The organism is Duganella dendranthematis (assembly GCF_012849375.1).
In the GTDB taxonomy this organism is placed as follows: Bacteria; Pseudomonadota; Gammaproteobacteria; order Burkholderiales; family Burkholderiaceae_D; genus Rugamonas; species Rugamonas dendranthematis.
The window spans coordinates 3,603,954-3,626,304 of the sequence record NZ_CP051684.1 but is presented as its reverse complement, the minus strand read 5'-3'; the positions used below and the strand labels follow the sequence as shown (position 1 = coordinate 3,626,304).

Sequence of the window (22,351 nt, the reverse complement as noted above, 5' to 3'; positions counted from 1 at the left end):
ATAGGACCACACAATGGGCAAACTCAGCACGCACGTTCTCGACATCACCCAAGGCAAGCCGGGCGCCGGCGTCAAGGTGGCTTTATACGCGGTGGGGCCGGAGGGCCGCGAACTATTGAAGTCGGACGTGACCAACGCCGACGGCCGCTGCAGCACGCCGCTGCTGGAGGGTGACGCACTAAAACAGGGCAAATACGAGTTGGTGTTCAGCGCTGGTGCCTATTTCGACGTGCAAGGCGTCACCCTGCCGGAGCCGAAATTTATCGACGAGGTGACGTTGGCCTTTGGCGTTGCCGATGCCAGCCAGAATTACCATGTGCCGCTGGTCGTTTCGCCGTGGGCGTACTCGACCTATCGCGGCAGCTGATCAGCGCTGCTTGCCGAGGTACTTGGCAAAGAAGGTCTCCAGCCGGCGGTAGACTTCCGCCTGGTTTTCGGTGTCGTAGAAACCGTGGCCTTCGTAATCCACGTAGTACCACTCCGGCGGATGGCCAGCTTTTTCCAGCGCCGCCTTCATCAGGAAGGCATGCTCCTTCGGTGCGCGCTTGTCCTTGCCGCCGTGGATCAGCAGCACGCCGGCTTTGATGCTGGCCGCTTGCAGGTTCGGCGAATAGCGGTTCCACTCGGCCTTGTCCTCGCCAAATATGCGCTTGTTCCACGCAATGCGGCGGCTGTTGCCGGCGACCCCGTCCTCAGTCTGCAACAGGCCGACGTCATATACGCCGGCATACCCAACCGCGCACTTGAACAGGTCCGGCTCGCGCGCGGCCAGCATCAGCGCCGAGTAGCCGCCGAAACTGACGCCATAGACGCACATCTTCGAACCATCGACTTCGCCCTGCGCCACCGCCCATTTCACGCCATCGACCAGATCGTTCATGATCTTGCCGCCCCACTCGCGATAGCCCATGCGCTCAAAGCCGAAGCCACGCCCGCCCGAGGCGCGGAAATTCACCTGCAGCACAGCGTAGCCCCGATTGGCCAGGAACTGCGCGTCGCTGTCGAAGTACCAGCTGTCGCGTCTGCCGTAAGGGCCGCCGTGTGGGATCAGGATCAGCGGCGGCTTGTTCGCCGTCTTGAACGCCGGCAGCGTGAGGTAGCCATCAATCGTCACGCCGTCACGCGCCTGGAAGTTGATCGGCTGGCGCGTGGCCATCTGCTCCGGATCGATGTCTTCCATCGACGCGAACAGCATCTCGGCCTTGTTGGCCTTGCGGTTGTATAGATAATAAGCGCCGGGATCGCGATCGCTCACCACCCAGAACAGGACCTGATTCTGGTCCGCCGATTCACTCACCAGACTGACTGTGTGGTCCGGGAATTGGCGCGCCATATCCTGCAGCAAGGGCGTGTCCGGATTACTCGGGTCCAGGTAAGTGATTTTCGGCCGGCCGACGGCGGAATGCACCGCCAGCGGCGTGGAATCGGCGCCGCCAAACTCCAGCGTTCCCACATTGCCCAGCGCGTCCTCGGCCAGCAGTTTGCGGTTGCCGCCCGCCAGGTCTTCGCTGACCACTTTAACGCGGCCGTTATCCTCGGCCTGCCACGCATAAAAGCTGCGGTTGTCAGGCGAAAAGCCGAACGGCGTCAGGCGCGTGTCCTGCTTCTGCAGCGGAAATACTTCCCAGTCCGACGTGGTGTCATTCAGGCGCCACACGCGGGCGTGCCCTTCCTCATCAGTGCCGGTGGCAAAGCGCGGCTTGCCGGCATTGTCGACCACAAACGACGCGCTCGGCGATTTCAGCGTGGTGACCAGCTTGCGAATGCCGGTGCGGGTATCAAAGTCATACAGCGCGCTCTGGTCCAGGTCCCACTGGAAGGTGCCGACCAACAAGTGGTCATTCGCCGCCTTGTAGACGTAGACCGGATAGGCATAGCCATCATCGGGGGCGTAGCGGTTACGGCCGTACTGCGCCACGTTCCAGCCAAACAGATATTGCTGCTGTTTGCCGTCGTAGTCCATGGCCAGCAGTTCACCGGTGGACTGCGGCTGTTCACGGCTGCCCACCTCAATCGCCTTCTGCACCAGCACCCGCTTGTTGCTGACCCAGGTATAGTCGGCCGGCACCTCGAACACCGGCATGCGCACCATGCCCTCCAGCTTCAGATCAGGCAGGCTATAGAAGCTCACCATCGGCACCGTGCGCGCGCCAACCGGCACCCGCACCGTGATCGCCAGATGCTTGCCATCGGGCGACATCACCGGGTTGTAGTACTGGTCCATTTTGGCGAAGCTGGTCACCGGCACCAGGGGCGGCATTGCCTGCCCCAAGGCCATCAAGGGGAACGCGGTGGCAAGCATAAACAGAGGTCGGCGCATGGCGATTTAATGAAGTTGGCATTACTCAAATGCTAACACGCTGAACAATATTGTCAAATTGAAACAATTGGAGAGAATTCACGCATCGGCTAAGATGCGGACACTATGACTGAATCCCTGCTTGCCTCCCTCCTCCAACAAGCCGTCGAACTGCACCAGCAGGGGCGGTTCGAACCGGCGCAAGCCCTGTACCGGCAAGTGCTGGAACTCGATCCGCGCCGCTTCGACGCGCTGCATCTGCTGGGCGTGATCGCCCGCCAGCAGGGTGACGCGGCCGGCGCCATCGAACTGATCTCGCAAGCCATCGCCGTCGACAGCACGCAAGCCAACGCCCATTGCAACCTCGGCGTAGCCTGGCTGGATGCCGGCGACGCCGAACAGGCGCTGGCCAGCCATGAGCGCGCACTGGCACTGAATCAATCCTATGCGCTCGCCTGGAGCAATCGCGGCAACGCGCTGCGCAAACTTGGCCGTCTGGACGAGGCGCTGGACAGCTACCAGCACGCGCTGCGCATCCAGCCAAGCTATGCCGAAGCGCACAGCAACCGCGCCATCGTGCTGCAAGACCTGGGCCGCTATCTTGACGCGCTGGGCGCGGCCGAGGATGCGCTCAATATCAAAGACCGCTACGCCGACGCCTGGCTGGCGCGCGGCAATGCCCTGCACTGCCTGCGCTATCTGCCGGAAGCGGTGGAAAGTTTCGACCGCGCCATCCACCTGCGCCCGGACTGGGCCGAAGCCTACAGCGCGCAAGGCGCATCGCTGCAGCGCCTGGGCGAATTCGAAGCAGCGCTGGATAGCTTTGACCAGGCCCTGAAGCACAAGCCGGACTACGCGCTGGCCCACTACCAACGCGGCAACGCGCTGCGTTCGATGGAGCGGCGCGACGAAGCGATTGCCGCCTACCGCACCGCGCTGGCGCATGGCGACGATCCGCAAACCATCGCCTTCGCGCTGGCTTCGGTCGGCGCAGGCGCAACGCCGGCCACGCTGCCGAACGACTACGTGCGCTCGCTGTTCGACCAGTACGCCAATCACTTCGACCAGCATCTGACTGAAGTGCTGGGCTACCAGACCCCGGCTGTGCTGGACGCGCTGCTGCGCCATGTGGCGCCGGCATCGGAATTGTCCACCGTGGACCTGGGCTGCGGCACCGGCCTGTGCGCGCCCTACCTGCGCGCCTACTCGCGCCGGCTGGATGGCGTCGATCTGTCGCAGCAGATGCTGGACAAGGCGGCCGAGCGCGGCCTGTACGATTCGCTGACTTGTGCCGACCTCACCAGCTACCTGCACGGCCGCGACGCCAGCTGGGATCTGGCGGTGGCGGCCGACGTCTTTGTCTATATCGGCGACCTAGCGCCGGTATTCCGCGCGGTGCATGCGGCGCTGCGTCCTGGCGGCCGCTTCTGCTTCTCGGTCGAAGCCGGCGATGGCGCCGACTATATGCTGCGTCCATCCAACCGCTACGCCCACACGGAAGACTACTTGCGCCGCCTGGCCGCCGACAGCGGCTTCACCGTGCTGGCTACGCAAGCGCTGGATGCACGACAGGAAAACGGCGCGCCGATTGCCGCGCACGCTTTTTTGTTATGCAAATAGACCACATCTTCATTCGCGTATCGCCCGGAGGCGCCGAAGCCGAACTGCTGCGCGCGTTCGGCCTGAGCGAAGGCAGCGGCAACACGCATCCCGGCCAAGGCACGGCCAACCGCCGCTTCTTCTTCGCCAACGCGTTTATTGAATTGCTGTGGATTGCCGATGCGGAGGAAGTCGCCAACGCGCAGACCAGGCCGACCATGCTGCGCGAGCGCCTGTCGGCCGGCGATACCGGCGTGGCCTCGCCGTTCGGCATTTGCTTCCGTCCTGCCGTGCCGTTTGCCACCTGGGATTACGCGCCCGCCTACCTGCCGTCGGGGATGACCATCGGCATCGCCGACGCGCCGCTGTCGGAGCCGATGTGGTTCTCCACCTCGGCCGGCAAGGCGCCGCAACACTTCGCCGATGACCGCCGCCAGCCGCTGGATCATGCCGCCGGACTCGGCAGCATCACCAGTCTGCGTTGCACGATGCCGTCTCTGACCGCCTTCTCGCCAGCAGCGCTGGCCAGCGGCATCCAGTTGGCGCAAGGCGATGCACACCTGCTGGAAATCAGCTTTGACCACACAGCCCGTGGCCTGAGCAAGGACTTCCGCCCCGCCCTGCCGCTCGTCTTCCACTATTGAACGGCGGCCACGGAGGCCGTCGCATTGCTGAGTTGCTGTTGCGCCAGTACGCTGTACAGCGGCGCACTGATGACGCGTGACACGGTACGCGCCACCATCGCGCACGCCATCAGACTCAGCACCATTGAATGGCCGTCGACCATCTCCATTACGATGATGAACGAGGTCAACGGCGCCTGCGTGGCGGCGGCCAGAAAGCCAACCATGCCGAGCGCAATCAGCGCAGTGGCATTCGGTGAATGCAGCAACAACGCAATGTCATTGCCAATCGCCGCACCGATGGCCAGCGACGGCGCGAAGATGCCGGCCGGCACGCCCGACCAGGTGGTCAGCCAGGTGGCGACAAACTTTAACAGCAGGAACAGAGCCGGCAATGTCTCCTGTCCAGCCACCATATCGCGCGTATGGCTGTAGCCGCTGCCGAATGTGGCGCCGCCCGATACGAAGCCGATCACCGCCACCAGCAGCCCGCACACCGCTGCGAACAGCACCGGACGCGCACCACGCAAGCGTGACATGAAATCGCGTCCATTTCCGCTCAGGGAAGCTTGCAGCAGGCGCGAGAACAGGCCGCCAAGCCCGCCGCTGATCACGGCGACCAACAAGCCGGGGAGCAGCAACGACAGATCGATTCCGCTCGCATGAATAATGCCGAAATAGGTGGCGTTGCCATATACCGAGACCGCCATCAAACCCGCCAGCACGATGGCCGACATCAACAGCCCGCTGCTGCGCTGCTCCGGCGTGCGCGACAGCTCTTCAATCGCAAACATGATGCCGGCCAGCGGCGTATTGAATGCGGCTGCAATGCCGGCCGCGCCGCCCGCCACCAGCAAGCCGTGTGCGGTGACGGCGGTGCGCTCGGGCAGCCAGCGGCGCGCCGTCAGCATGATGCCGGCGGCGACCTGCACCGATGGTCCCTCGCGGCCCAGCGACAGGCCGGCCAGCAAGCCCCAGGTCGTCAACGCCACCTTGGCCACGCTCAGCTTGAAGGACACCAGCCTGCCCTGGGCCGGCGCTGACGCGGCGGGGTCCAGCGTGGCCATCACTTGCGGAATGCCCGATCCGGCCGCCGCAGCAAAGTAGCGGCGTGTGACCCAGACGATTGCTGCCGCACACAGCGGCGTCCATACCAGCGTGGCCCAGGGGTAGAGACGCACGACGTCCATGAACAGCCCAAGCGCTTCCTCTCCTAGCCAGGTAAAGGCAACCACCGTCAGGCCGGCGACGCAAGCGGCGGCGACCACAATGGCGCGGGTCGCCCACAGGCGCCAATCGCGAAATTCACGGTTGAAGGACGCGGTGATGTTGTGCTTGGTTTTCATGGGTGGCGGAAAAATACATTTGTACAAATATACTTTGCGCGAAACCGCTCTGTCAATTAAACTCGACGCCAATGTCTTTTTGTTAGTGTCCAGCCATGCATGAGAATCAACTGGACGCAGCGCCATCAACTCGCGTCCTGCGTCAATTCCGCATTGTCTTTAATGCGGTCAAAACCCATTTCCGCAACGTTGAGAAAGCCGCAGGCATCGGCGGCTCACAGCTGTGGGCGCTGAGCGTGATTCAGCAGCATCCGGGAATCGGCGTCAACGGACTGGCCAGCAAGATGGATATTCATCAGACCACCGCCAGCAATCTGGTCAAGACGCTGTTGGGGCAAGGGTTGATTGAACAGGCAAAAAGCAGCAGCGATCGCCGCATGGTGACGATGACGCTGTCGCCCGCCGGGGAGCGCAGTCTGGAAAAGGCGCCGATGCCATTTGCCGGCGTGCTGCCCGATGCGCTGGCGTCCATCGATGCCGCCACCCTGATCCGGCTGGAACACGATCTCGACATCCTGATTGCAGCGCTGGAAGCAGGCAACGCCGGCGCCGACACGCCGCTGTCCGACCTGTAACGCTACCAGGCCAGCACGCGTGGGCCGATCAAGGCGCCGAGCGCGGTCGGGATCAGCATGCCCAACAGATACCAGAAGCCGACAAATACCGGACTCATCTCAGGGCAATGCAGGCAATACACCAAGGCCGCCGTGGCGCCAGCTGCAAACCCTGCGGCCGCGCCAGCCAAACGCAAACGCGTCGGCGCCAGGCCACGCATGACGCGCAGTGCGGCAATGAATAGCGGCATGGACAACAGTGCGATCAGCAAAGGGCAGTAACGCCACGTCGCGCCCCAGAACAGCGGCGTGCGCGCCTCGGGACCGGCTTGCCACAGCAGGATCGCCGCGATGCACCACAACGCCGCCACCGGCGCACCAAGATACAAGGGCAGCGCCGCTATGCGCGCGCCCGGCGCGGCCAGACGCTTCGCCGCCAGCCAGCCAGCCCAAGCCAGCAACAGCGAGAACGACACTTTCAGCCAAAACGCCGGCAAGGCCGCCGCCTGCATCAGATCGCTGCGAACGCCCAGCAACACCAGCATCAGCACCACGCAGGCCAGCAAACCCGCAGACAACGGCAACAGGCTGGCCGTGAGCGGCCGCGGCGCGGGACGCACGTCCGGCCCGCTGGACAACATCATGATCAGGTCATCGGTCTTCATGTCGCTTCTCTTAAAATGGTCGCCAGTGCTTTCAAGCCCCGGTGGACCGAGACCTTGATGGCCGCATCCGACATCTGCAAGCTGTCCGCCGCCTCGCGTACCGACAAACCTTCCAGCTTGGTGAGAATGATTGCATCGCGCTGCTTCTCCGGCAGCAGCGCAAGTAACTTGGTCAGGTCGCGCCGGGCGTCGCCGGCCGCTTCGTCGCTACTGGAAAACAGCGCATGCTCCCCCTCGTCGACGTCGTCCAGCGAGTCGTGCAGGCTGTCCTGCCGGGCATGCCGCCGCAGCCAGTCGATCAGCTTGTAGCGCGCAATCGCGTACACCCAGGATGTCAACGGCACGCCGGTATCGTAGCTGAGGCGCTGATTGTGGATCGCCAATAGCGCCTCCTGTACCAGATCCTCCACCTCGTCCGGCCAGCGGCTCAGGCGCCGCCGCAAAAAGGCGCGCAAATGCGTTGCCGTCGCCTGCAGGAAGCGACGGTATGCCAGGGCGTCACCGGCCGTGCCTTGCGAGAACAAGGCATGCAGGCGTAATTCAGTGCTGCGTAAAGGATCCACCTCAGGTATTCGTTGCATCGCCGCCTTTGGTTACAGCCTGTGGCAAAAAAAATTTGATCACTTCCCTGTAACCGATGCCGGTGCGGCTGCGAACTACCTGTTATCGCCAACGACAATCCCGACCGATTCCGTATGAATGCCATCGCCGCACACAGCACCATCCATCCGCTCTGGCTGCGGCTGACGCATTGGCTCAACGCCACGGCGGTGCTGTTACTCGTCGCCAGTGGCTGGCGCATCTACAACGCCACGCAATTTTTCGACTTCGCCATCCCACGCGGTATCACCCTGGGCGGATGGCTGGGCGGCGCCTTGCAGTGGCATTTCGCCGCCATGTGGCTGCTGTTCGCCAACGGCATCCTGTATTTGCTGATCAACCTGTTCTCCGGTCGCCTGCGGCGTCAATTTTTCCCGATTATGCCACGCCAGGTACTGCGCGACCTCGGCGCCGCCTTGCGCGGAAAACTGGCCCATGCCGATCCGCGCCACTACAACAGCGTGCAACGGCTGGCCTATGTGTTCGTCATGGTCGACAGCGTGGTGCTGGTGCTGTCCGGACTGGTGCTATGGAAGTCGGTGCAATTTCCGCTGTTGCGCGAACTGGTAGGCGGCTATGAGGCGGCGCGGCGCGTGCACTTCTTCGCCATGGCCGGACTGTGCGGCTTCATCGTGGTGCATGTGGTGATGGTGGCGCTGGTACCGCGCACACTGCTGGCCATGCTGCGCGGCCGCTAATCATGAAAAGAGAGACATCCTGATGCAACGCTTTAAGAAACGCCAGATCGAGATTCCCGCCGAGGGCGCCGCCATGCTGGCAGACGCCATCGGCCGCATCGCCCAGCCATCCCGCCGCGCCTTCGTGCAGCGCAGCCTGACGCTTGGCGGCCTGACCCTGCTCACCGGTTGCGCACCCGACAACCAGGAAAGCATCGACGCGGCGCTGACCGGCATCTCGCGCTTTAACGACCGCGTCCAGGGCTTGCTGTTCGATCCCACCCGTCTGGCGCCGACCTATCCCGATTTCATGATCGCCCAGCCTTTCCCGTTCAACGCCTACTACGGCGAAGAGGAAATCCGCGAGGTCGATGGCGATAGCTGGCGGCTCGAGCTCAGCGGCATGATCGCCGACCGTAAGCCATGGACGCTAGCCCAACTGCGCGCCCTGCCCCAGCAGTCGCAAGTCACGCGCCACATCTGCGTCGAAGGCTGGAGCGCGATCGGCAAATGGGGCGGCGTGCCGTTCTCGCATTTCCTCCGCCGCGTCGGCGCGGACCTGAGCGCGAAATATGTCGGCTTCAAATGTGCCGACGACTACTTCACCAGTATCGACATGGCCACCGCCCTGCATCCGCAAACGCTGATGGCGCTGAGCTATAACGACCAGACCCTGCCGCCACGCTATGGCTTTCCGATGAAGCTGCGCATGCCGACCAAGCTGGGATACAAGAATCCGAAACACATCCAAGCCATCTTCGTCACCAATACCTACCCCGGTGGATATTGGGAAGACCAGGGCTATAACTGGTTCGGCGGCAGTTGACCGCCATGCAGTAGCAGTACCCACGTTGTCTCATTTACTCACAAAGGAAACATCATGAACAAAATCACCACCACCCTGATCGTCGCTTGCCTGATGATGTCCGGCGCCGTCTACGCCCAGGACGCGATGAAGAAAGACGAGATGTCCAAGGACGCCATGGCCAAGGACGGCATGAAAAAAGATGCCATGAAAAAGCCGATGCACAAAGACAAAATGGCCAAGGACGAGATGAAAAAGGACGACATGAAGAAGGATGAGATGGCTAAAGACGCGATGAAAAAATAGTGGCTGCGCCCGGCCACCACGCCGGGCACGCCTGAGTATCCGCCATGTCATCAGTCCCGACAGTAGCCGCTTCAGCGACCGCCTCTCCCTCCTATGGCGGAGGGGCGCCGTCCGCCACCAGTTTGCAGGCACAACTGGAGCGTTTTCAAAAACAGTTATCGGACTGCGTCAATTGCGCGTCCGCCAAAACCCCGCAAGGTAAGGCCGATATCCAGGCCATCTCAGCCCGCATCAGCCAGATTGAACAGCGCATCGCGCAGGCGCAAAGTCGCCCCGGCAGCCAGGCTGCCCCGCCGCCCGACGCCACATCGGCGGCCTCGTCCCCAACGACGGGCTATGGCGGCCTGATCGACGTCTTTGCCTGAGACGGCGCTCCCCGCCGCATGGACAAACTTGCATCCAACTCATCATTGACTTAGAATTCAAGACTGTTGCTTTCTGCTGGCGCCTGACCGGTTCGCCACCCTCCCATGCAAGATTCTTTACGGTGACCCTTGGATACCGTGCCCCTTTGGGTGCAATTGCTTGCACTCTTCTTACTGATCCTGTGTTCAGCCTTCTTCGCGATGGCGGAAACCGCTTTGATGGCGGCCAATCGCTATCGCCTGCGCCATGAAGCCAAGCGCGGCAGCCGACGCGCCGCCACCACGCTGTGGCTGCTCGACCGTACCGACAAGCTGCTGTCGCTGGTACTGATCGCCAATACGCTGTTCAACGCCGCCGCCACCGCGCTGGTCACCTCGCTGGCGATCCAGACCTTCGGCCACGACGATAACGTGATCACCGTTTCCACCGGCGTGGTGGCCTTCCTGCTGATTGTGTTCGCCGAGATTTCGCCGAAAGTCATCGGCGCCACCTTCCCGGAAAAAATCGCGCTGCCAACCAGCATGATCCTGAAGCCGCTGATGGCGCTGGCCAAGCCGATGATCTGGTTCGTCAACCTGTTCGTGTCGCAGCTGCTGAAAGTGTTCGGCATCAAGGCCGGCTCGCACGCCCACGATCCGCGCCTGTCGCCGGAAGAGCTGCGCTCGATCGTGCTGGAGGGAGGTAATTTCATCCCCCAAAAGCACAAGAGCATCCTGCTCAACCTGTTCGACCTGGAGACCGTCTCGGTCGAAGACATCATGACGCCGCGCGCGCAGGTCGAGGCGCTCAACCTGGAATTGCCGGTTGAAGAAATCAAGCGTGAGCTGACCACCTGCTACCACAACAAGCTGCCCGTCTACGAAGGCGAGATCAACCGCATCGTCGGCATCCTGCACGTGCGCAAGGCGGTCGCGCTGCTGAACCAGGAAGAAGAGCTGACCATCGAGCACTTCCGCGAACTGCTGACCACGCCCTATTTCATCCCGCAAGACACCCGCTTGTTCACCCAGTTGCAGTACTTCCAGGAGAACAAGGAACGGCTAGGCATCATCGTCGATGAATACGGCGAGGTGCAGGGCCTGGTCACGCTGGACGACATCATCGAAGAAATGATTGGCGAATTCACCACGTCCACGCCGGGCGCTGCCAAGGCCGACAGCTTCGGCTGGGACGGCAACGGCGAATGCCTGCTGGACGGCGCCACCCCGCTGCGCGATGTCAACAAGCGCCTCGGCCTCAGCTTCCCGCTCGACGGTCCCAAGACCTTGAACGGCATGCTGCTGGAACTGTTGCAAGAAATTCCAGACGCGCCAATCAGCATCAAGGTCGACCAGTGCATCATTGAAGTGGTGCAGGTGCACGACCAGGCCATCAAAGTCGTCAAATTGCGACGCCCACCCGGCCACTAGCACCGGTAAAACCACGCAAACGCGTGGGCGGGCGCAACAGAGCGGAGTAAAATCGGTTAAGCGGGCTTTACAAAAATAATGCCTGAGAGCATGATTGTGAGATTGCCTCCTCCAACCTGACCGACGCTTCTATGGCCGCAGTCCTCCCGAACGCAGTGCCAAGCGCCCCGATGCCGGGACTGGCGCGGGCATTGATGCAAGCAGGACGGCTTTCCGCCGTCCAGGCCGAAGCCTTGCAAAAAAAATCAGTCGCGGACAAGCAGGCTTTCATCGACGTGCTGCTGTCCAGCGGCGCGATTGAATCGAAGGCGCTGGCCGCCTTCTGCGCTGAAACCTTCGCCTACCCGCTGCTGGACGTCAATACGCTGAGCGTCGACGCCCTGCCCGCCAAGATCATCGACAACAAGCTGATGCAGACGCAGCGCGTGATCGCGCTGTCCAAGCGCGGCAACAAGATGTCAGTGGCGATTTCCGATCCGACCAACACGCAGGCGCTGGACCAGATCAAGTTCCAGACCGAGTCCACCGTCGAACCGGTGATCGTGGCGCACGACGCGCTGCTGCAACTACTGGCGCGCCTCAACAAGAGCAGCGAACAAAGCATTGCCGACCTGGCCGGCGACGAAGCCGAAATCCAGTTCGCCGAGGAAGAGGAAGTTGCCAGCGCCGCCGCCGACAACGCCGCCAACGAAGTCGAGGACGCGCCGGTGGTGCGCTTCCTCAACAAGATGCTGATGGACGCCGTCAACCTCGGCGCTTCCGACTTGCACTTCGAGCCGTTTGAAAAGTTCTACCGCATCCGCTTCCGCGTCGACGGCGTGCTGATGGAGCATGCGCAGCCGCCGATTTCGATCAAGGAAAAACTGGTCTCGCGCATCAAGGTGCTGGCCAAGCTGGACATCTCGGAAAAGCGCGTGCCGCAGGACGGCCGCATGCGCCTGATCGTCTCGCCGACCAAGACCGTCGACCTGCGCATCTCGACGCTGCCGACGCTGTTCGGCGAAAAGACCGTGATGCGGATTCTCGACGCCACCCAAGCGCAGATGGGCATCGACTCGCTCGGCTACGATCCCGACCAGCGCGAACTGCTGCTGGACGCCATCCAGCGTCCCTACGGCATGGTGCTGGTGACCGGCCCGACCGGCTCCGGCAAGACGGTGTCGCTGTACACCTGCCTCAACATTCTGAACAAGCCTGGCATCAACATCTCCACCGCCGAAGATCCGGCCGAGATCAACCTGCCCGGCGTGAACCAGGTCAATGTCAACGACAAGGCCGGCCTGACTTTCCCGGTGGCGCTGAAGTCCTTCCTGCGCCAGGACCCGGACATCATCATGGTCGGCGAGATCCGCGACCTGGAGACGGCCGACATCGCCATCAAGGCGGCGCAGACCGGGCACATGGTGTTCTCCACGCTGCACACCAACGACGCGCCGTCGACGCTGACTCGGCTGATGAACATGGGCGTGGCGTCGTTCAATATCGCCTCGTCGGTGATCCTGATTACCGCCCAGCGCCTGGCGCGCCGCCTGTGCAGCTGCAAGCAGCCGGTCGACATCACGCCCGAACTGCTGATCAAGGCCGGTTTCAAGCCGGAGGAGCTGGACGGCAGCTGGAAACCCTACGGACCGGTCGGTTGTGAACGCTGCAACGGCGGCGGCTACAAGGGCCGGGTCGGCATCTACCAGATCATGCCGATCACGCCCGCGATCGAAAACTTGATCCTGGCGCACGGCAACGCGATGCAGATCGCCGCGCAGTCGGAGGCGGAAGGCGTCAAGTCGCTGCGCCAGTCCGGGCTGGTCAAGGTCAAGGCCGGCCTCACCAGCCTGGAAGAAGTGCTCGGCTGCACCAACGAATAACGGGACAAGATCATGGCACTATCGCGCAGCGCGGGCAATCAGGTCAAGGAATCGGTCTTCGCCTGGGAAGGCAAGGACAAAACCGGCAAGACCGTGCGCGGCGAACTGCGCGCCGGCGGCGAGGCGGTGGTCAACGTCACGCTGCGCCGCCAGGGCATCATGGTCACCAAGGTCAAGAAGAAGGTGTACCGCTCCGGCAAGAAAGTCACCGACAAGGACATCACGCTGTTCACGCGCCAGCTGGCGACGATGATGAAAGCCGGCGTGCCGCTGCTGCAATCGTTCGACATCGTCGGCAAGGGCCACGGCAATCCGTCGGTGTCCAAGCTGGTGATGGACTTGCGCGCCGATATCGAAACCGGCACCAGCCTCAACCAGGCATTCCGCAAGTTTCCGCTGTATTTCGATCCGCTGTTCTGCAACCTGGTAGGCGCCGGCGAACAGGCCGGCATCCTGGAAGACCTGCTGACGCGGCTGGCGATCTACAAGGAAAAGACGATCGCCATCAAGAGCAAGATCAAGTCGGCGCTGACCTATCCGGTGTCGATCCTGGCGGTGGCCTTCCTGGTCACGGCGGTGATCATGATCTGGGTGGTGCCGGCCTTCAAGGAAGTGTTCACCAGTTTCGGCGCCAACCTGCCGGCGCCGACGCTGTTCGTGATGGCGCTGTCGGAATTCTTCGTCAAATGGTGGTACGTCATCTTCGGCGGCCTGTTCGCCGCCATTTATTTCTTCTTCCGCGCCTGGCAGCGCTCGCTGCAAATGCAGCGCTTCATGGACAAGCTGCTGCTGCGCCTGCCGGTGTTTGGCGAAGTGATCCGCAAAGCCACCATCGCCCGCTGGACCCGTACGCTGTCGACCATGTTTGCGGCCGGCGTACCGCTGGTGGAATCGCTCGACTCGGTCGGCGGCGCGGCCGGCAACGCCGTCTACCTGGACGCCACGCGCAAGATCCAGACCGAAGTGAGCACCGGCACCAGCCTGACGGTAGCGATGCAGAACGCCGACGTGTTCCCCAACATGGTCACGCAGATGGTCTCCATCGGCGAAGAATCCGGCTCGCTGGACGCCATGCTGGGCAAAGTGGCGGACTTCTACGAAGACGAAGTGGACGAGGCCGTGGCCTCGCTGTCGGCGCTGATGGAGCCGGCCATCATGGTTATCCTGGGCGTGCTGATCGGCGGCCTGGTGGTGGCCATGTACCTGCCGATCTTCAAGCTAGGCGCGGTGGTCTGACGGATGCAGCCACGCCGCCAGCCGGTGGCGCCAGCCCAGCTGGCGCGGCGTCTGATAGCACACGGCGCCGGGCACCTTGATCACCAGCTCGGTGCCCTGCTGCGGCAAGGTCAGCACATCGACGGTACCGGACAGCCGCGCAGCCCGCTCGCGCATCGCTGCCAGCCCGGCCAGCAGCGTCGAAGTAGCGGCGCCGTTGTCGCGCACATACACTGAAAAGAACTCGCAGCCGTACACCAGCTCCAGCTCGACACTGCTGGCCTGGGTATGCTGGAACGCGTGGTACAGCGCTTCGCGGGCGATGACGTACAGGTCTTCGCTGCGGTCGCCATTGAGCGGTGTCGACCGGCCACTGACGACCATGCTGAACGGGATGCCGAAATTGTCCTGTAGCGACTGGCCGATGGCCGCCAATGCCTGGCTCAACTTATCGCCATAGACCACCGGCACGCGCAGCGCCAGAATCTGGTGCCGGCCCTCGGCCAACACGTCGTCGGCCTGGTCGAGAATGTTGTCGATGGTGGCGCGCTCGGGGCTGTCGACCGCCAGCCGGTGGCCGACGCCCTGGAAGCGCAAAATCATACCCTGCATGCTTTGCAGCAGCGTGTCGTGCAGACTGGCGGCCACGCGCTCCCGTTCCGCCAGCTGGCGCAGGCGGTCTTCGTAGACGCGCCGCGCGCGCCGCCAACGCAGCAGCCCGGCGACGCCCAGCGCCACACAGGTCAGCAGTAGCCCGAGCAGCAAAATAATAGGTGACGACAAGATTTGCTCCGAGCGTGTAAACGGAGCAACCACCTTGCCATTGAACCAATGTTTTGACTATCTCCCGGACGGGGTAGTGCAATCGAAAAAGCAGCCGCAATGTTGCAGCAATGCTTTACACTGGGCGCCTGATCATTCACGCTTGTTGACGCCCCATGCTGCAATCGACCCTGCTGTTTGCCCCTGCTGGCGACCTGGCCATCAGTCTCATCGCCGGTTTGTTCGGCCTGCTGTTCGGCAGTTTCCTCAACGTCGTGATTCACCGCCTGCCTATCATGATGCAGCGCGAATCGGACAATTATGTGGCGGAAGAAAGCAACAAGCCGCTGCCGCACACCACCCGCTACAACCTGATGGTGCCGCGCTCGGCCTGCCCGCATTGCCAACACCAGATCACCGCCATGGAAAACATCCCGGTGATCAGCTGGCTTGCGCTGCGCGGCAAATGCAGCAACTGCAAGGCGCCGATTTCACCGCGCTACCCACTGGTCGAGTTGATGACCGGCGCGCTGTCGGCGCTGGTGATCTGGCGCTTCGGCAGCGGCTGGTCCGGCCTGGCCGGGCTGCTGTTCCTGTATCTGCTGATCGCCCTCACGTTCATCGACGCCGATACCCAGCTGCTGCCGGACGACCTGACCTATCCGCTGTTGTGGGCCGGCCTGCTGATGAACGTCAACGGCACCTACGTGCCATTGCAGGACGCAGTGATCGGCGCGGCGGTCGGCTATTTGGCGCTGTGGGCGGTGTACTGGCTGTTCAAACTAGCGACCGGCAAGGAAGGCATGGGCTATGGCGACTTCAAGTTGCTGGCCGCGCTCGGCGCGTGGATGGGCTGGAGCATGCTGCCGGCCATTATCCTGCTGTCGTCGGTGGTCGGCGCGGTGGTTGGCATCGGCCTGATCGTGTTTGCCAAGCGCGGCCGCAATAATCCGATTCCGTTCGGCCCCTACCTGGCGGCGGCCGGCCTGATCGCCATGCTGTACGGCGCGCCGCTGACCGCGCTCACCATGGGCATCGTCCATCCATGAGCAGCGTCCCGTTTGCCGTCGGCCTGACCGGCGGCATTGGCAGCGGCAAGAGCACCGTGGCCGACATGTTTGCGGCGCGCGGCGCCACCATCGTCGACACTGACCTCATCGCCCACAGCATGACCGCGCCGCAGGGTCCGGCCATGCCGGCCATCGTCGCCGAATTCGGCGCCGAGTTTGCCGACGCCAGCGGCGCCATGGACCGCGCCCGCATGCGCGAACTGGTGTTCAGCGACGCCGGCGCCAAGACGCGGCTGGAAGCCATCCTGCATCCGCGCATCCGCGACGCCGCGCTGGCGGCCGGCGCGGCCGCCACGGGCGCCTACGTCATCTACGCGGTGCCGCTGCTGATCGAATCGGGGACATGGCGTGCGCGCGTCGCACGCGTGCTGGCGGTAGACTGCGAGGAGCAGGTGCAAATTGCCCGCGTGATGGCGCGTAACAATTTGCCGGAGGCCCAGGTCCGCGCCATCATGGCGGCGCAGGTCAGCCGGACGCAAAGGCTGGCGGCGGCGGATGATGTCATTGTCAATAATGCAGGAATCGCGGAGTTGGAGGCCCAAGTCGAGCGCTTACATGCCTTATATCTGCAAATTCGCTGGTAATTTCGCAGATTAGGGCAATAATGCCTTCGCAACGTTTGTAATTTTGCTTGGCTTGCTTCAAAATCACGAGAATTCAGGTCCATCTATAGAGGGATGTTATTTTGATCGTCTACGAATATCCTTTCAACGAGCGCATCCGCACGTTGCTGCGCCTGGAGGATTTGTACGAGAAATTCAAGTTCTTTGTGCATCAAGAACATCCGATGCAGCACCACGTCGCGCTGTCCACCATCTTCGACATGCTGGAAGTCGCCGGCCGCGCCGATCTGAAATCCGACCTGCTGCAAGAACTGGAGCGCCAGCGCCAAACGCTGCTGGGCTACCGCATGAATCCCAACGTGGCGCCCGAGATGCTGGATGCGATCCTGTCCGAAGTGGACGGCGTCAGCAGCGCATTGGTGGCGGCACAGGGCAAAACTGGCCAGAACGTGCGCGACAACGAGTGGCTGATGAGCATCCGCGGCCGCACCATTATTCCCGGCGGCGCTTGCGAGTTTGATTTGCCGTCGTACTACGCCTGGCAGCAGCGTCCGGCCGAGGCGCGCTTTAACGACATCATTACCTGGTTCACGCCGCTGGCGCCGCTGTTTGATGCGCTGGCATTGGTGCTGCGCCTGCTGCGCGATTCGGGCGGTCCGGTGAAGATGATTGCGGTGGCCGGCAGCTATCAGCAGATGTTGCAGGGCAAGGTATATCAGATGCTGCGCTTGACCTTGGATGCGTCGCAGGGGGCGATTCCGGAGATTTCGGCCAACAAGTATATGTTGTGGGTGCGCTTCACGTCGCAAGGCGGCGACCTGAAACCCAAGCCGCTGGAAGATGATGTACCATTCGAGCTCACGCTTTGTAACTTCTAACGTACGCTCTCATGACCACTGTTGTTGAATGCCCGACCTGTTCCGCCAAAGTTGAGTGGAAACCGGAAAACAAGTATCGCCCGTTCTGCTCGGAACGCTGCAAGAAGATCGACCTCGGCGCCTGGGCTGAGGAAAAGTATGCGATTCCTGCAGCGCCGCCGAAAGACCCGCACGAAGAAGAGTAACCAGACCCGCACACCGGAGCCGGGGTCTGACCCCGCACGGGGTCAGACCCCTTCGTTTTTGCAGGGTTTAGCTGTAGCGCACCTGCTCCAGCCATTCCAGAAGCGGTATCGTCGCCGGCAGCAGCGGCTCCACCCCCACCGCACCCTGCCACGCGAACGCTTGGCCTTCCAGGCTTTGCGGTTCGCCTGACCAGTCGCGGCTGATGTAGAAATGCAGCCGCACGTGCGCGTGCGGATACACGTATTCCACGCCGCACCACTCCTCGGCGCTGTGGATTTGCAAACCCAGTTCCTCGACGAACTCGCGCTTCAACGCCTCCAGTATCGTTTCGCCCGGATCGACTTTACCGCCCGGGAATTCCCAATAGCCGTCGTACGGCTTGCCGGCCGGACGCTGTCCCAGCAGCACATCGCCATTCGGCTTGACCAAAATACCCACCGCCACATCGACCGGCTTCATGCCAGCTTCCCCGCGTAATCCTTGGCGAACTGCCACGCCACGCGGCCCGAGCGCGAACCGCGCTGCAAGGCCCAGCGCAAGGCATCGCCCCGCGCCGCCTCGATCTGCGCCTCGCTGCAGCCCAGCGAGGCCAGCCAGTGGCCGACAATCGCCAGGTAGTCATCCTGCCGGAACGGATAGAACGTCAGCCACAAGCCAAAGCGCTCGGACAGCGAAATCTTCTCCTCCACCGTCTCGCCCGGATGCAGGTCGCCGTTTTCGTCGTGCTTGTACGTCATGTTGTCGGACATGCGCTCCGGCAGCAGGTGACGGCGGTTCGAGGTCGCGTAGATCAGCACATTGTCCGACTGCGCCGAGATGCTGCCATCCAGCGCCACCTTCAGCGCTTTGTAGTCGCTCTCGCCCTCTTCAAACGACAGGTCGTCGCAGAAGATGATGAAACGCTCCGGCCGCGCCGCTACCAGGTCGACGATGTCCGGCAACTCGGCCAGGTCGGCCTTGTCGACCTCGATCAGGCGCAGGCCGTCCTTGGCGAACTGGTTCAGGCATGCCTTGATCAGCGACGACTTGCCGGTACCGCGCGCGCCGGTCAGCAGCACGTTGTTGGCCGGCTTGCCCGCGACGAACTGGCGGGTGTTCTGCTCGATCTGCTCTTTCTGCGGACCGATGTGCTGCAAGTCGTCCAGCGCGATGTTGGACACGAGCGCCACCGCCTGCAGATAGCTCGGGCCGTTGGCGCGTTTGCGCCAGCGGAATGCAAAGCCACGCTCCCACTCAGGCTGCGGCGCAGCCGGCGGCAGGATGGCTTCCACGCGCGCCAGCAGCGCCTCGGCACGCGCGAGGAATTGGTCGAGGGCGGCCGACATCTTACGAGCGGTAGTCGGCGTTGATCGACACGTAATCGTGCGACAGGTCGCAGGTGTACACGGTGGCCGTGGCGGCGCCGCGCGCCAGCTTGACGCGTACCGTGATCTCGCTCTGCTTCATGATGCGCTGACCGTCTTCTTCCTTGTAGTCCGGATTGCGGCCGCCGTTCTTGGCCACCCACACATCGTCCAGGTACAGGTTCAACTTGCTGACGTCGAGGTCGTCGACACCGGCGTAGCCGATCGCGGCCAGGATGCGGCCCAGGTTGGGGTCGGAGGCGAAGAAAGCGGTTTTCACCAGCGGCGAGTGGCCGATCGAATAAGCGATCTTGCGGCACTCTTCTACGTTGGCACCCTCTTCCACGATGATGCTCATGAACTTGGTGGCGCCTTCGCCGTCGCGCACGATGGCTTGCGCCAGGAACAGCGACAGTTCGGTCACGGCGTCGCGCAGCTGCGCGTATTCCGGCTGCTCGACCGAGGTGATCTCCAGCGCGCCGGCACCGGTGGCGATCAGCATGAAGGAATCGTTGGTCGAGGTGTCGCCGTCGATGGTGATGCAGTTGAACGAGTGATCGGCCGCATGCTTGACCAGCTGATCCAGCACCGGCTGCGCCACCTTGGCGTCGAACGCCAGGTAACCCAGCATGGTCGCCATGTTTGGCTTGATCATGCCGGCGCCTTTGGAGATGCCGGTCATGGTGACGGTGTGGCCGCCGATGGTGACGGTGCGCGAGCCGGCTTTCGGCTGGGTGTCCGTGGTCATGATGGCTTCGGCGGCGTTGTACCAGTTGTCGGCCTTCAGGCCGGCGATGGCTTGCGGCAGGCCGGCGATCACTTTGGCGGCCGGCAGCGGCTCCAGGATCACGCCGGTCGAGAACGGCAGGATCTGTGCCGCGTCCACGCCCAGCTGCGCGGCCAGCGCGGCGCAGGTTTCGTTCGCCAGCGACAGGCCCAGCTCGCCGGTGCCGGCGTTGGCGTTGCCGGTGTTGACCAGCAGCGCGGCAATTGGCTTGCCGCTGGCGCCGGAGTTAGCGCTTGCGGCCGCCAGGTGGGCCTTGGAGATCTGCACCGGCGCGGCGCAGAAGCGGTTCAGCGTGAATACGCCGGCCACGGTGGCGGTCGGCGCCAGCTTCATCACCAGCACATCCTTGCGATTCGGCTTCTTGATGCCGGCTTCGGCATAGCCGATTTCAATGCCCGCTACGGGCTTCAGGTCGGCGGCGATGGGCAGGGGGGAATTGACGGCCATATTCGTGATCTCGTGGGTGAAAAGAGGAGCCGCTATTGTAATACCTGATCCGCCGGCCGCGTGGCAGTAACCACCAGTACGCCGATAACAGAACATCAAATTTGTTAAAAAATTACTGGAGAGATATCGTACAACCTGCTGTTTTTACAGGTTTTTTTGCAGAAAAACCACATAAATTTAGTACGATCGTTCGGTTTATCGTTTTCCTCTTTCATGCTTTGAGGAAACTGATTTAAGGTGAGAACCGAATGCCCCATCCCCGCATTGTTCATAAATATAAAGACGGTACCACCGTCACACCGACAATAACCCCCTAGGAATGAACTCATGAAAAAGCAACTTTTAGTAGCTGCCGTACTGGCTGCCACCGCCGCCATGCAGGCGCAAGCTGGCGTAATGGATGACGGCAACCTGAGCATCAGCGGCTTCGGCACCGTGGGCGTGGCCAAGAGCAATACCGACGACGTAAAATTTGCACGCTACAACCAGGCCGACGGCGTCGGCGACAGCACCCGCATCGGCCTCGACACCAACCTCGGCCTGCAAGCCACCTACAAGATCAACGACTGGCTGTCCGGCACCGCGCAGGTGCTGACCCGCAAGGCCACCGAACACAGCTTCACCACTGACCTGACCTGGGCCTTCCTCAAAGCCCGCATCAACGATGAAGTGTCGGTTCGCGTCGGCCGCGTGGTGGTGCCGACCTTCCTGATTTCCGACTACCAGAACGTCGGCTACGCCAACACCATGATGCGTCCGCCGATCGAGATGTACAGCCAGAACCCGATTGAAAACTCGGATGGCGCCGACATCAACTACCAGCACGCCTTTGGCGAGCTGAACTTCACGGCCCAGGCCTTCGCCGGCGTCAGCCGCGGCAAGCTGTTCGTCTCCTCCGGCGCCGGTTCGACCGCCACCTACCGCGCACCAGCCGCCGGTTTGAGCGTGTCGGGCGAATACGGTCCGTTCCTGCTGCGCTTCGCCCATGCGCGCGCGGACATGCACATCAACGACCTGCAACCGATCAACGGCCTGACCACCACGCTCAACAGCGTCGGCTTCAAGCAACTGGCGTCGGACCTGACCTTCACCACCGGCAAGAAGATCGCCTTCACCTCGATCGGCGGCACCATGGACTGGAACAACATCGTGGCCCAGGCCGAGTACGCGCAGCGCCGCGCCAAGGAAGCGGTCTATCTGCCGGACACCAATTCCTGGTACACCATGGTTGGCTACCGCATCGGCAAAGTCCTGCCTTACTACGCCCATGCTTCGGCCAAAGGCGCCGGCAGCTCGGTCACCACGCCGGCCGCGCTGGCCCGCGTGCCAGCCCTGAACACCGCCGTCACCGGCCTGCTGGCGTCGGCCGAGCAAACCTCGGACATCGTCGGCGTGCGTTGGGACTTCGCCAAATCGGTCGCATTGAAAGTGCAGGTCGATCGCGTCAAGCCGAAAGCCAAATCGGGCCTGCTGATCAACGTGCCAGCCGCCGGCTACAACAAAGACGTTACCGTGGTCGCTGCCGGCCTGGACTTCGTATTCTGATCGGGAGACACCATAATGAAAAAATTACTCAGCGTTCTGCTGCTGTCCGCCCTTGGCGCAGCTGCCCTCCCGGCCTCGGCCGAAATCGTCGTCATCGTCAGCAAGCAGAATCCGGCCACGCGCATGTTCTCGGAACAGGCGTCGCAATTCTTCCTCGGCAAATCCAACCTGTTCACGCCGGTGGACCAGGCCGACGGTTCAGCCATCCGTAACGAGTTCTACAAAAAAGTAGCGGACAAGGACGCGGCGCAGGTCAAAGCGCTGTGGTCCAAGCTGGTGTTTACCGGAAAGGCCACGCCGCCGAAGGAATTTCCAAACAGTGCTGACGTCAAGAAAGCAGTTGCTGCCGATCCGAAAGCAATCGGGTATATTGACAAGTCGGCAGTTGACGATACCGTCAAAGTGATTTTGACCCTGCCTTAATCCAGGTCGCCCTGCCAGCCT

Annotated in this window: 25 protein-coding genes; 17 read left to right on the top strand and 8 right to left on the bottom strand. The window is 62.4% G+C overall.

Annotated elements, in window-relative coordinates:
• Positions 1-13: 13 nt before the first annotated feature.
• A complete protein-coding gene (gene uraH, locus HH213_RS16570) occupies positions 14-367 on the top strand; it encodes a hydroxyisourate hydrolase (RefSeq protein WP_169112935.1) in 354 nt (117 codons plus the stop codon).
• Here uraH and HH213_RS16565 read toward each other — a convergent pair whose 3' ends face one another.
• Entirely contained in the window at positions 368-2,260 is a 1,893-nt protein-coding gene (locus HH213_RS16565; RefSeq protein WP_169112934.1) for an alpha/beta hydrolase family protein, read from the bottom strand.
• Between the two features lie 165 nt (positions 2,261-2,425).
• Between HH213_RS16565 and HH213_RS16560 the strand changes: the two genes are divergently transcribed.
• Entirely contained in the window at positions 2,426-3,919 is a 1,494-nt protein-coding gene (locus HH213_RS16560; RefSeq protein WP_169112933.1) for a tetratricopeptide repeat protein, read from the top strand.
• Positions 3,910-4,542 carry a VOC family protein gene (locus HH213_RS16555; protein WP_169112932.1) on the top strand — a complete coding sequence of 211 codons (633 nt, stop codon included), beginning with the start codon at positions 3,910-3,912 and terminating at the stop codon, positions 4,540-4,542. The genes HH213_RS16560 and HH213_RS16555 overlap by 10 nt, the downstream gene beginning before the upstream one ends.
• Here the strand turns inward: HH213_RS16555 and HH213_RS16550 are convergent.
• Positions 4,536-5,867: a chloride channel protein gene (locus HH213_RS16550; RefSeq protein ID WP_169112931.1), complete on the bottom strand. Its 1,332-nt coding sequence runs from the start codon at positions 5,865-5,867 to the stop codon at positions 4,536-4,538. The two genes, HH213_RS16555 and HH213_RS16550, sit on opposite strands and share 7 nt — an antisense overlap.
• 95 nt (positions 5,868-5,962) lie before the next feature.
• Here HH213_RS16550 and HH213_RS16545 point away from each other — a divergent pair, with 95 nt between their 5' ends.
• Complete coding sequence (locus HH213_RS16545) at positions 5,963-6,442, top strand: MarR family winged helix-turn-helix transcriptional regulator (RefSeq protein ID WP_169112930.1); 480 nt, start codon at positions 5,963-5,965, stop codon at positions 6,440-6,442.
• A 2-nt stretch (positions 6,443-6,444) separates the two neighbouring features.
• On the opposite strand, the gene HH213_RS16540 is transcribed toward HH213_RS16545, so the two are convergent.
• Entirely contained in the window at positions 6,445-7,086 is a 642-nt protein-coding gene (locus tag HH213_RS16540) for an NrsF family protein (protein WP_169112929.1), read from the bottom strand.
• Entirely contained in the window at positions 7,083-7,667 is a 585-nt protein-coding gene (locus HH213_RS16535) for a sigma-70 family RNA polymerase sigma factor (RefSeq protein WP_169112928.1), read from the bottom strand. Before HH213_RS16535 ends, HH213_RS16540 begins: the two co-directional genes overlap by 4 nt.
• A 114-nt stretch (positions 7,668-7,781) precedes the next feature.
• Here HH213_RS16535 and HH213_RS16530 point away from each other — a divergent pair, with 114 nt between their 5' ends.
• The 7 genes from HH213_RS16530 to HH213_RS16500 all read left to right on the top strand — a co-directional run bounded on the left by HH213_RS16530 (position 7,782) and on the right by HH213_RS16500 (position 14,347).
• Positions 7,782-8,384: a cytochrome b/b6 domain-containing protein gene (locus HH213_RS16530; RefSeq protein ID WP_110847235.1), complete on the top strand. Its 603-nt coding sequence runs from the start codon at positions 7,782-7,784 to the stop codon at positions 8,382-8,384.
• A 73-nt stretch (positions 8,385-8,457) separates the two neighbouring features.
• A complete protein-coding gene (locus HH213_RS16525; RefSeq protein ID WP_371875715.1) occupies positions 8,458-9,189 on the top strand; it encodes a molybdopterin-dependent oxidoreductase in 732 nt (243 codons plus the stop codon).
• 54 nt (positions 9,190-9,243) lie between these two features.
• Positions 9,244-9,474 carry a pentapeptide MXKDX repeat protein gene (locus HH213_RS16520; RefSeq protein ID WP_169112927.1) on the top strand — a complete coding sequence of 77 codons (231 nt, stop codon included), beginning with the start codon at positions 9,244-9,246 and terminating at the stop codon, positions 9,472-9,474.
• Between the two features lie 122 nt (positions 9,475-9,596).
• Positions 9,597-9,839, top strand: a complete 243-nt coding sequence (locus HH213_RS16515; RefSeq protein WP_229263029.1) for a FlxA-like family protein — start codon at positions 9,597-9,599, stop codon at positions 9,837-9,839.
• 129 nt (positions 9,840-9,968) lie between these two features.
• Complete coding sequence (locus tag HH213_RS16510; RefSeq protein ID WP_110847239.1) at positions 9,969-11,249, top strand: HlyC/CorC family transporter; 1,281 nt, start codon at positions 9,969-9,971, stop codon at positions 11,247-11,249.
• Between the two features lie 131 nt (positions 11,250-11,380).
• Entirely contained in the window at positions 11,381-13,111 is a 1,731-nt protein-coding gene (pilB, locus tag HH213_RS16505) for a type IV-A pilus assembly ATPase PilB (RefSeq protein ID WP_169112925.1), read from the top strand.
• A gap of 12 nt (positions 13,112-13,123) precedes the next feature.
• Positions 13,124-14,347 (top strand): type II secretion system F family protein, encoded by a 1,224-nt coding sequence (locus HH213_RS16500; RefSeq protein ID WP_169112924.1) that lies wholly within the window; start codon positions 13,124-13,126, stop codon positions 14,345-14,347.
• Here HH213_RS16500 and HH213_RS16495 read toward each other — a convergent pair.
• The gene (locus tag HH213_RS16495) at positions 14,330-15,109 is read right to left on the bottom strand and encodes a sensor histidine kinase (protein WP_169112923.1); all 780 of its coding nucleotides are present in this window, start codon (positions 15,107-15,109) and stop codon (positions 14,330-14,332) included. The two genes, HH213_RS16500 and HH213_RS16495, sit on opposite strands and share 18 nt — an antisense overlap.
• Positions 15,110-15,264: 155 nt before the next feature.
• On the opposite strand from HH213_RS16495, the gene HH213_RS16490 reads away from it, so the two are divergent.
• From HH213_RS16490 to HH213_RS16475, 4 genes are all read left to right on the top strand, one after another.
• Entirely contained in the window at positions 15,265-16,137 is an 873-nt protein-coding gene (locus HH213_RS16490; protein WP_169112922.1) for a prepilin peptidase, read from the top strand.
• Entirely contained in the window at positions 16,134-16,742 is a 609-nt protein-coding gene (coaE, locus tag HH213_RS16485; protein ID WP_169112921.1) for a dephospho-CoA kinase, read from the top strand. The genes HH213_RS16490 and coaE overlap by 4 nt, the downstream gene beginning before the upstream one ends.
• Positions 16,743-16,843: 101 nt before the next feature.
• Complete coding sequence (gene zapD, locus HH213_RS16480) at positions 16,844-17,599, top strand: cell division protein ZapD (protein WP_161056074.1); 756 nt, start codon at positions 16,844-16,846, stop codon at positions 17,597-17,599.
• Positions 17,600-17,610: 11 nt separating this feature from the next.
• Positions 17,611-17,784: a DNA gyrase inhibitor YacG gene (locus HH213_RS16475; RefSeq protein WP_110847246.1), complete on the top strand. Its 174-nt coding sequence runs from the start codon at positions 17,611-17,613 to the stop codon at positions 17,782-17,784.
• 67 nt (positions 17,785-17,851) lie between these two features.
• On the opposite strand, the gene HH213_RS16470 is transcribed toward HH213_RS16475, so the two are convergent.
• The 3 genes from HH213_RS16470 to argJ are packed head-to-tail and all read right to left on the bottom strand — an operon-like array spanning position 17,852 to position 20,362.
• The gene (locus tag HH213_RS16470) at positions 17,852-18,244 is read right to left on the bottom strand and encodes an NUDIX domain-containing protein (RefSeq protein WP_169112920.1); all 393 of its coding nucleotides are present in this window, start codon (positions 18,242-18,244) and stop codon (positions 17,852-17,854) included.
• A complete protein-coding gene (locus tag HH213_RS16465; protein WP_169112919.1) occupies positions 18,241-19,110 on the bottom strand; it encodes an ATP-binding protein in 870 nt (289 codons plus the stop codon). The genes HH213_RS16470 and HH213_RS16465 overlap by 4 nt, the downstream gene beginning before the upstream one ends.
• A gap of 1 nt (position 19,111) precedes the next feature.
• Entirely contained in the window at positions 19,112-20,362 is a 1,251-nt protein-coding gene (argJ, locus tag HH213_RS16460; protein ID WP_169112918.1) for a bifunctional glutamate N-acetyltransferase/amino-acid acetyltransferase ArgJ, read from the bottom strand.
• A 327-nt stretch (positions 20,363-20,689) separates the two neighbouring features.
• Between argJ and HH213_RS16455 the strand changes: the two genes are divergently transcribed.
• Positions 20,690-21,907, top strand: coding sequence for a porin (locus HH213_RS16455; protein ID WP_169112917.1), 1,218 nt, complete (start codon positions 20,690-20,692; stop codon positions 21,905-21,907).
• Between the two features lie 15 nt (positions 21,908-21,922).
• Positions 21,923-22,330, top strand: a complete 408-nt coding sequence (locus HH213_RS16450; RefSeq protein WP_110847251.1) for a type 2 periplasmic-binding domain-containing protein — start codon at positions 21,923-21,925, stop codon at positions 22,328-22,330.
• Positions 22,331-22,351 lie beyond the last annotated feature (21 nt).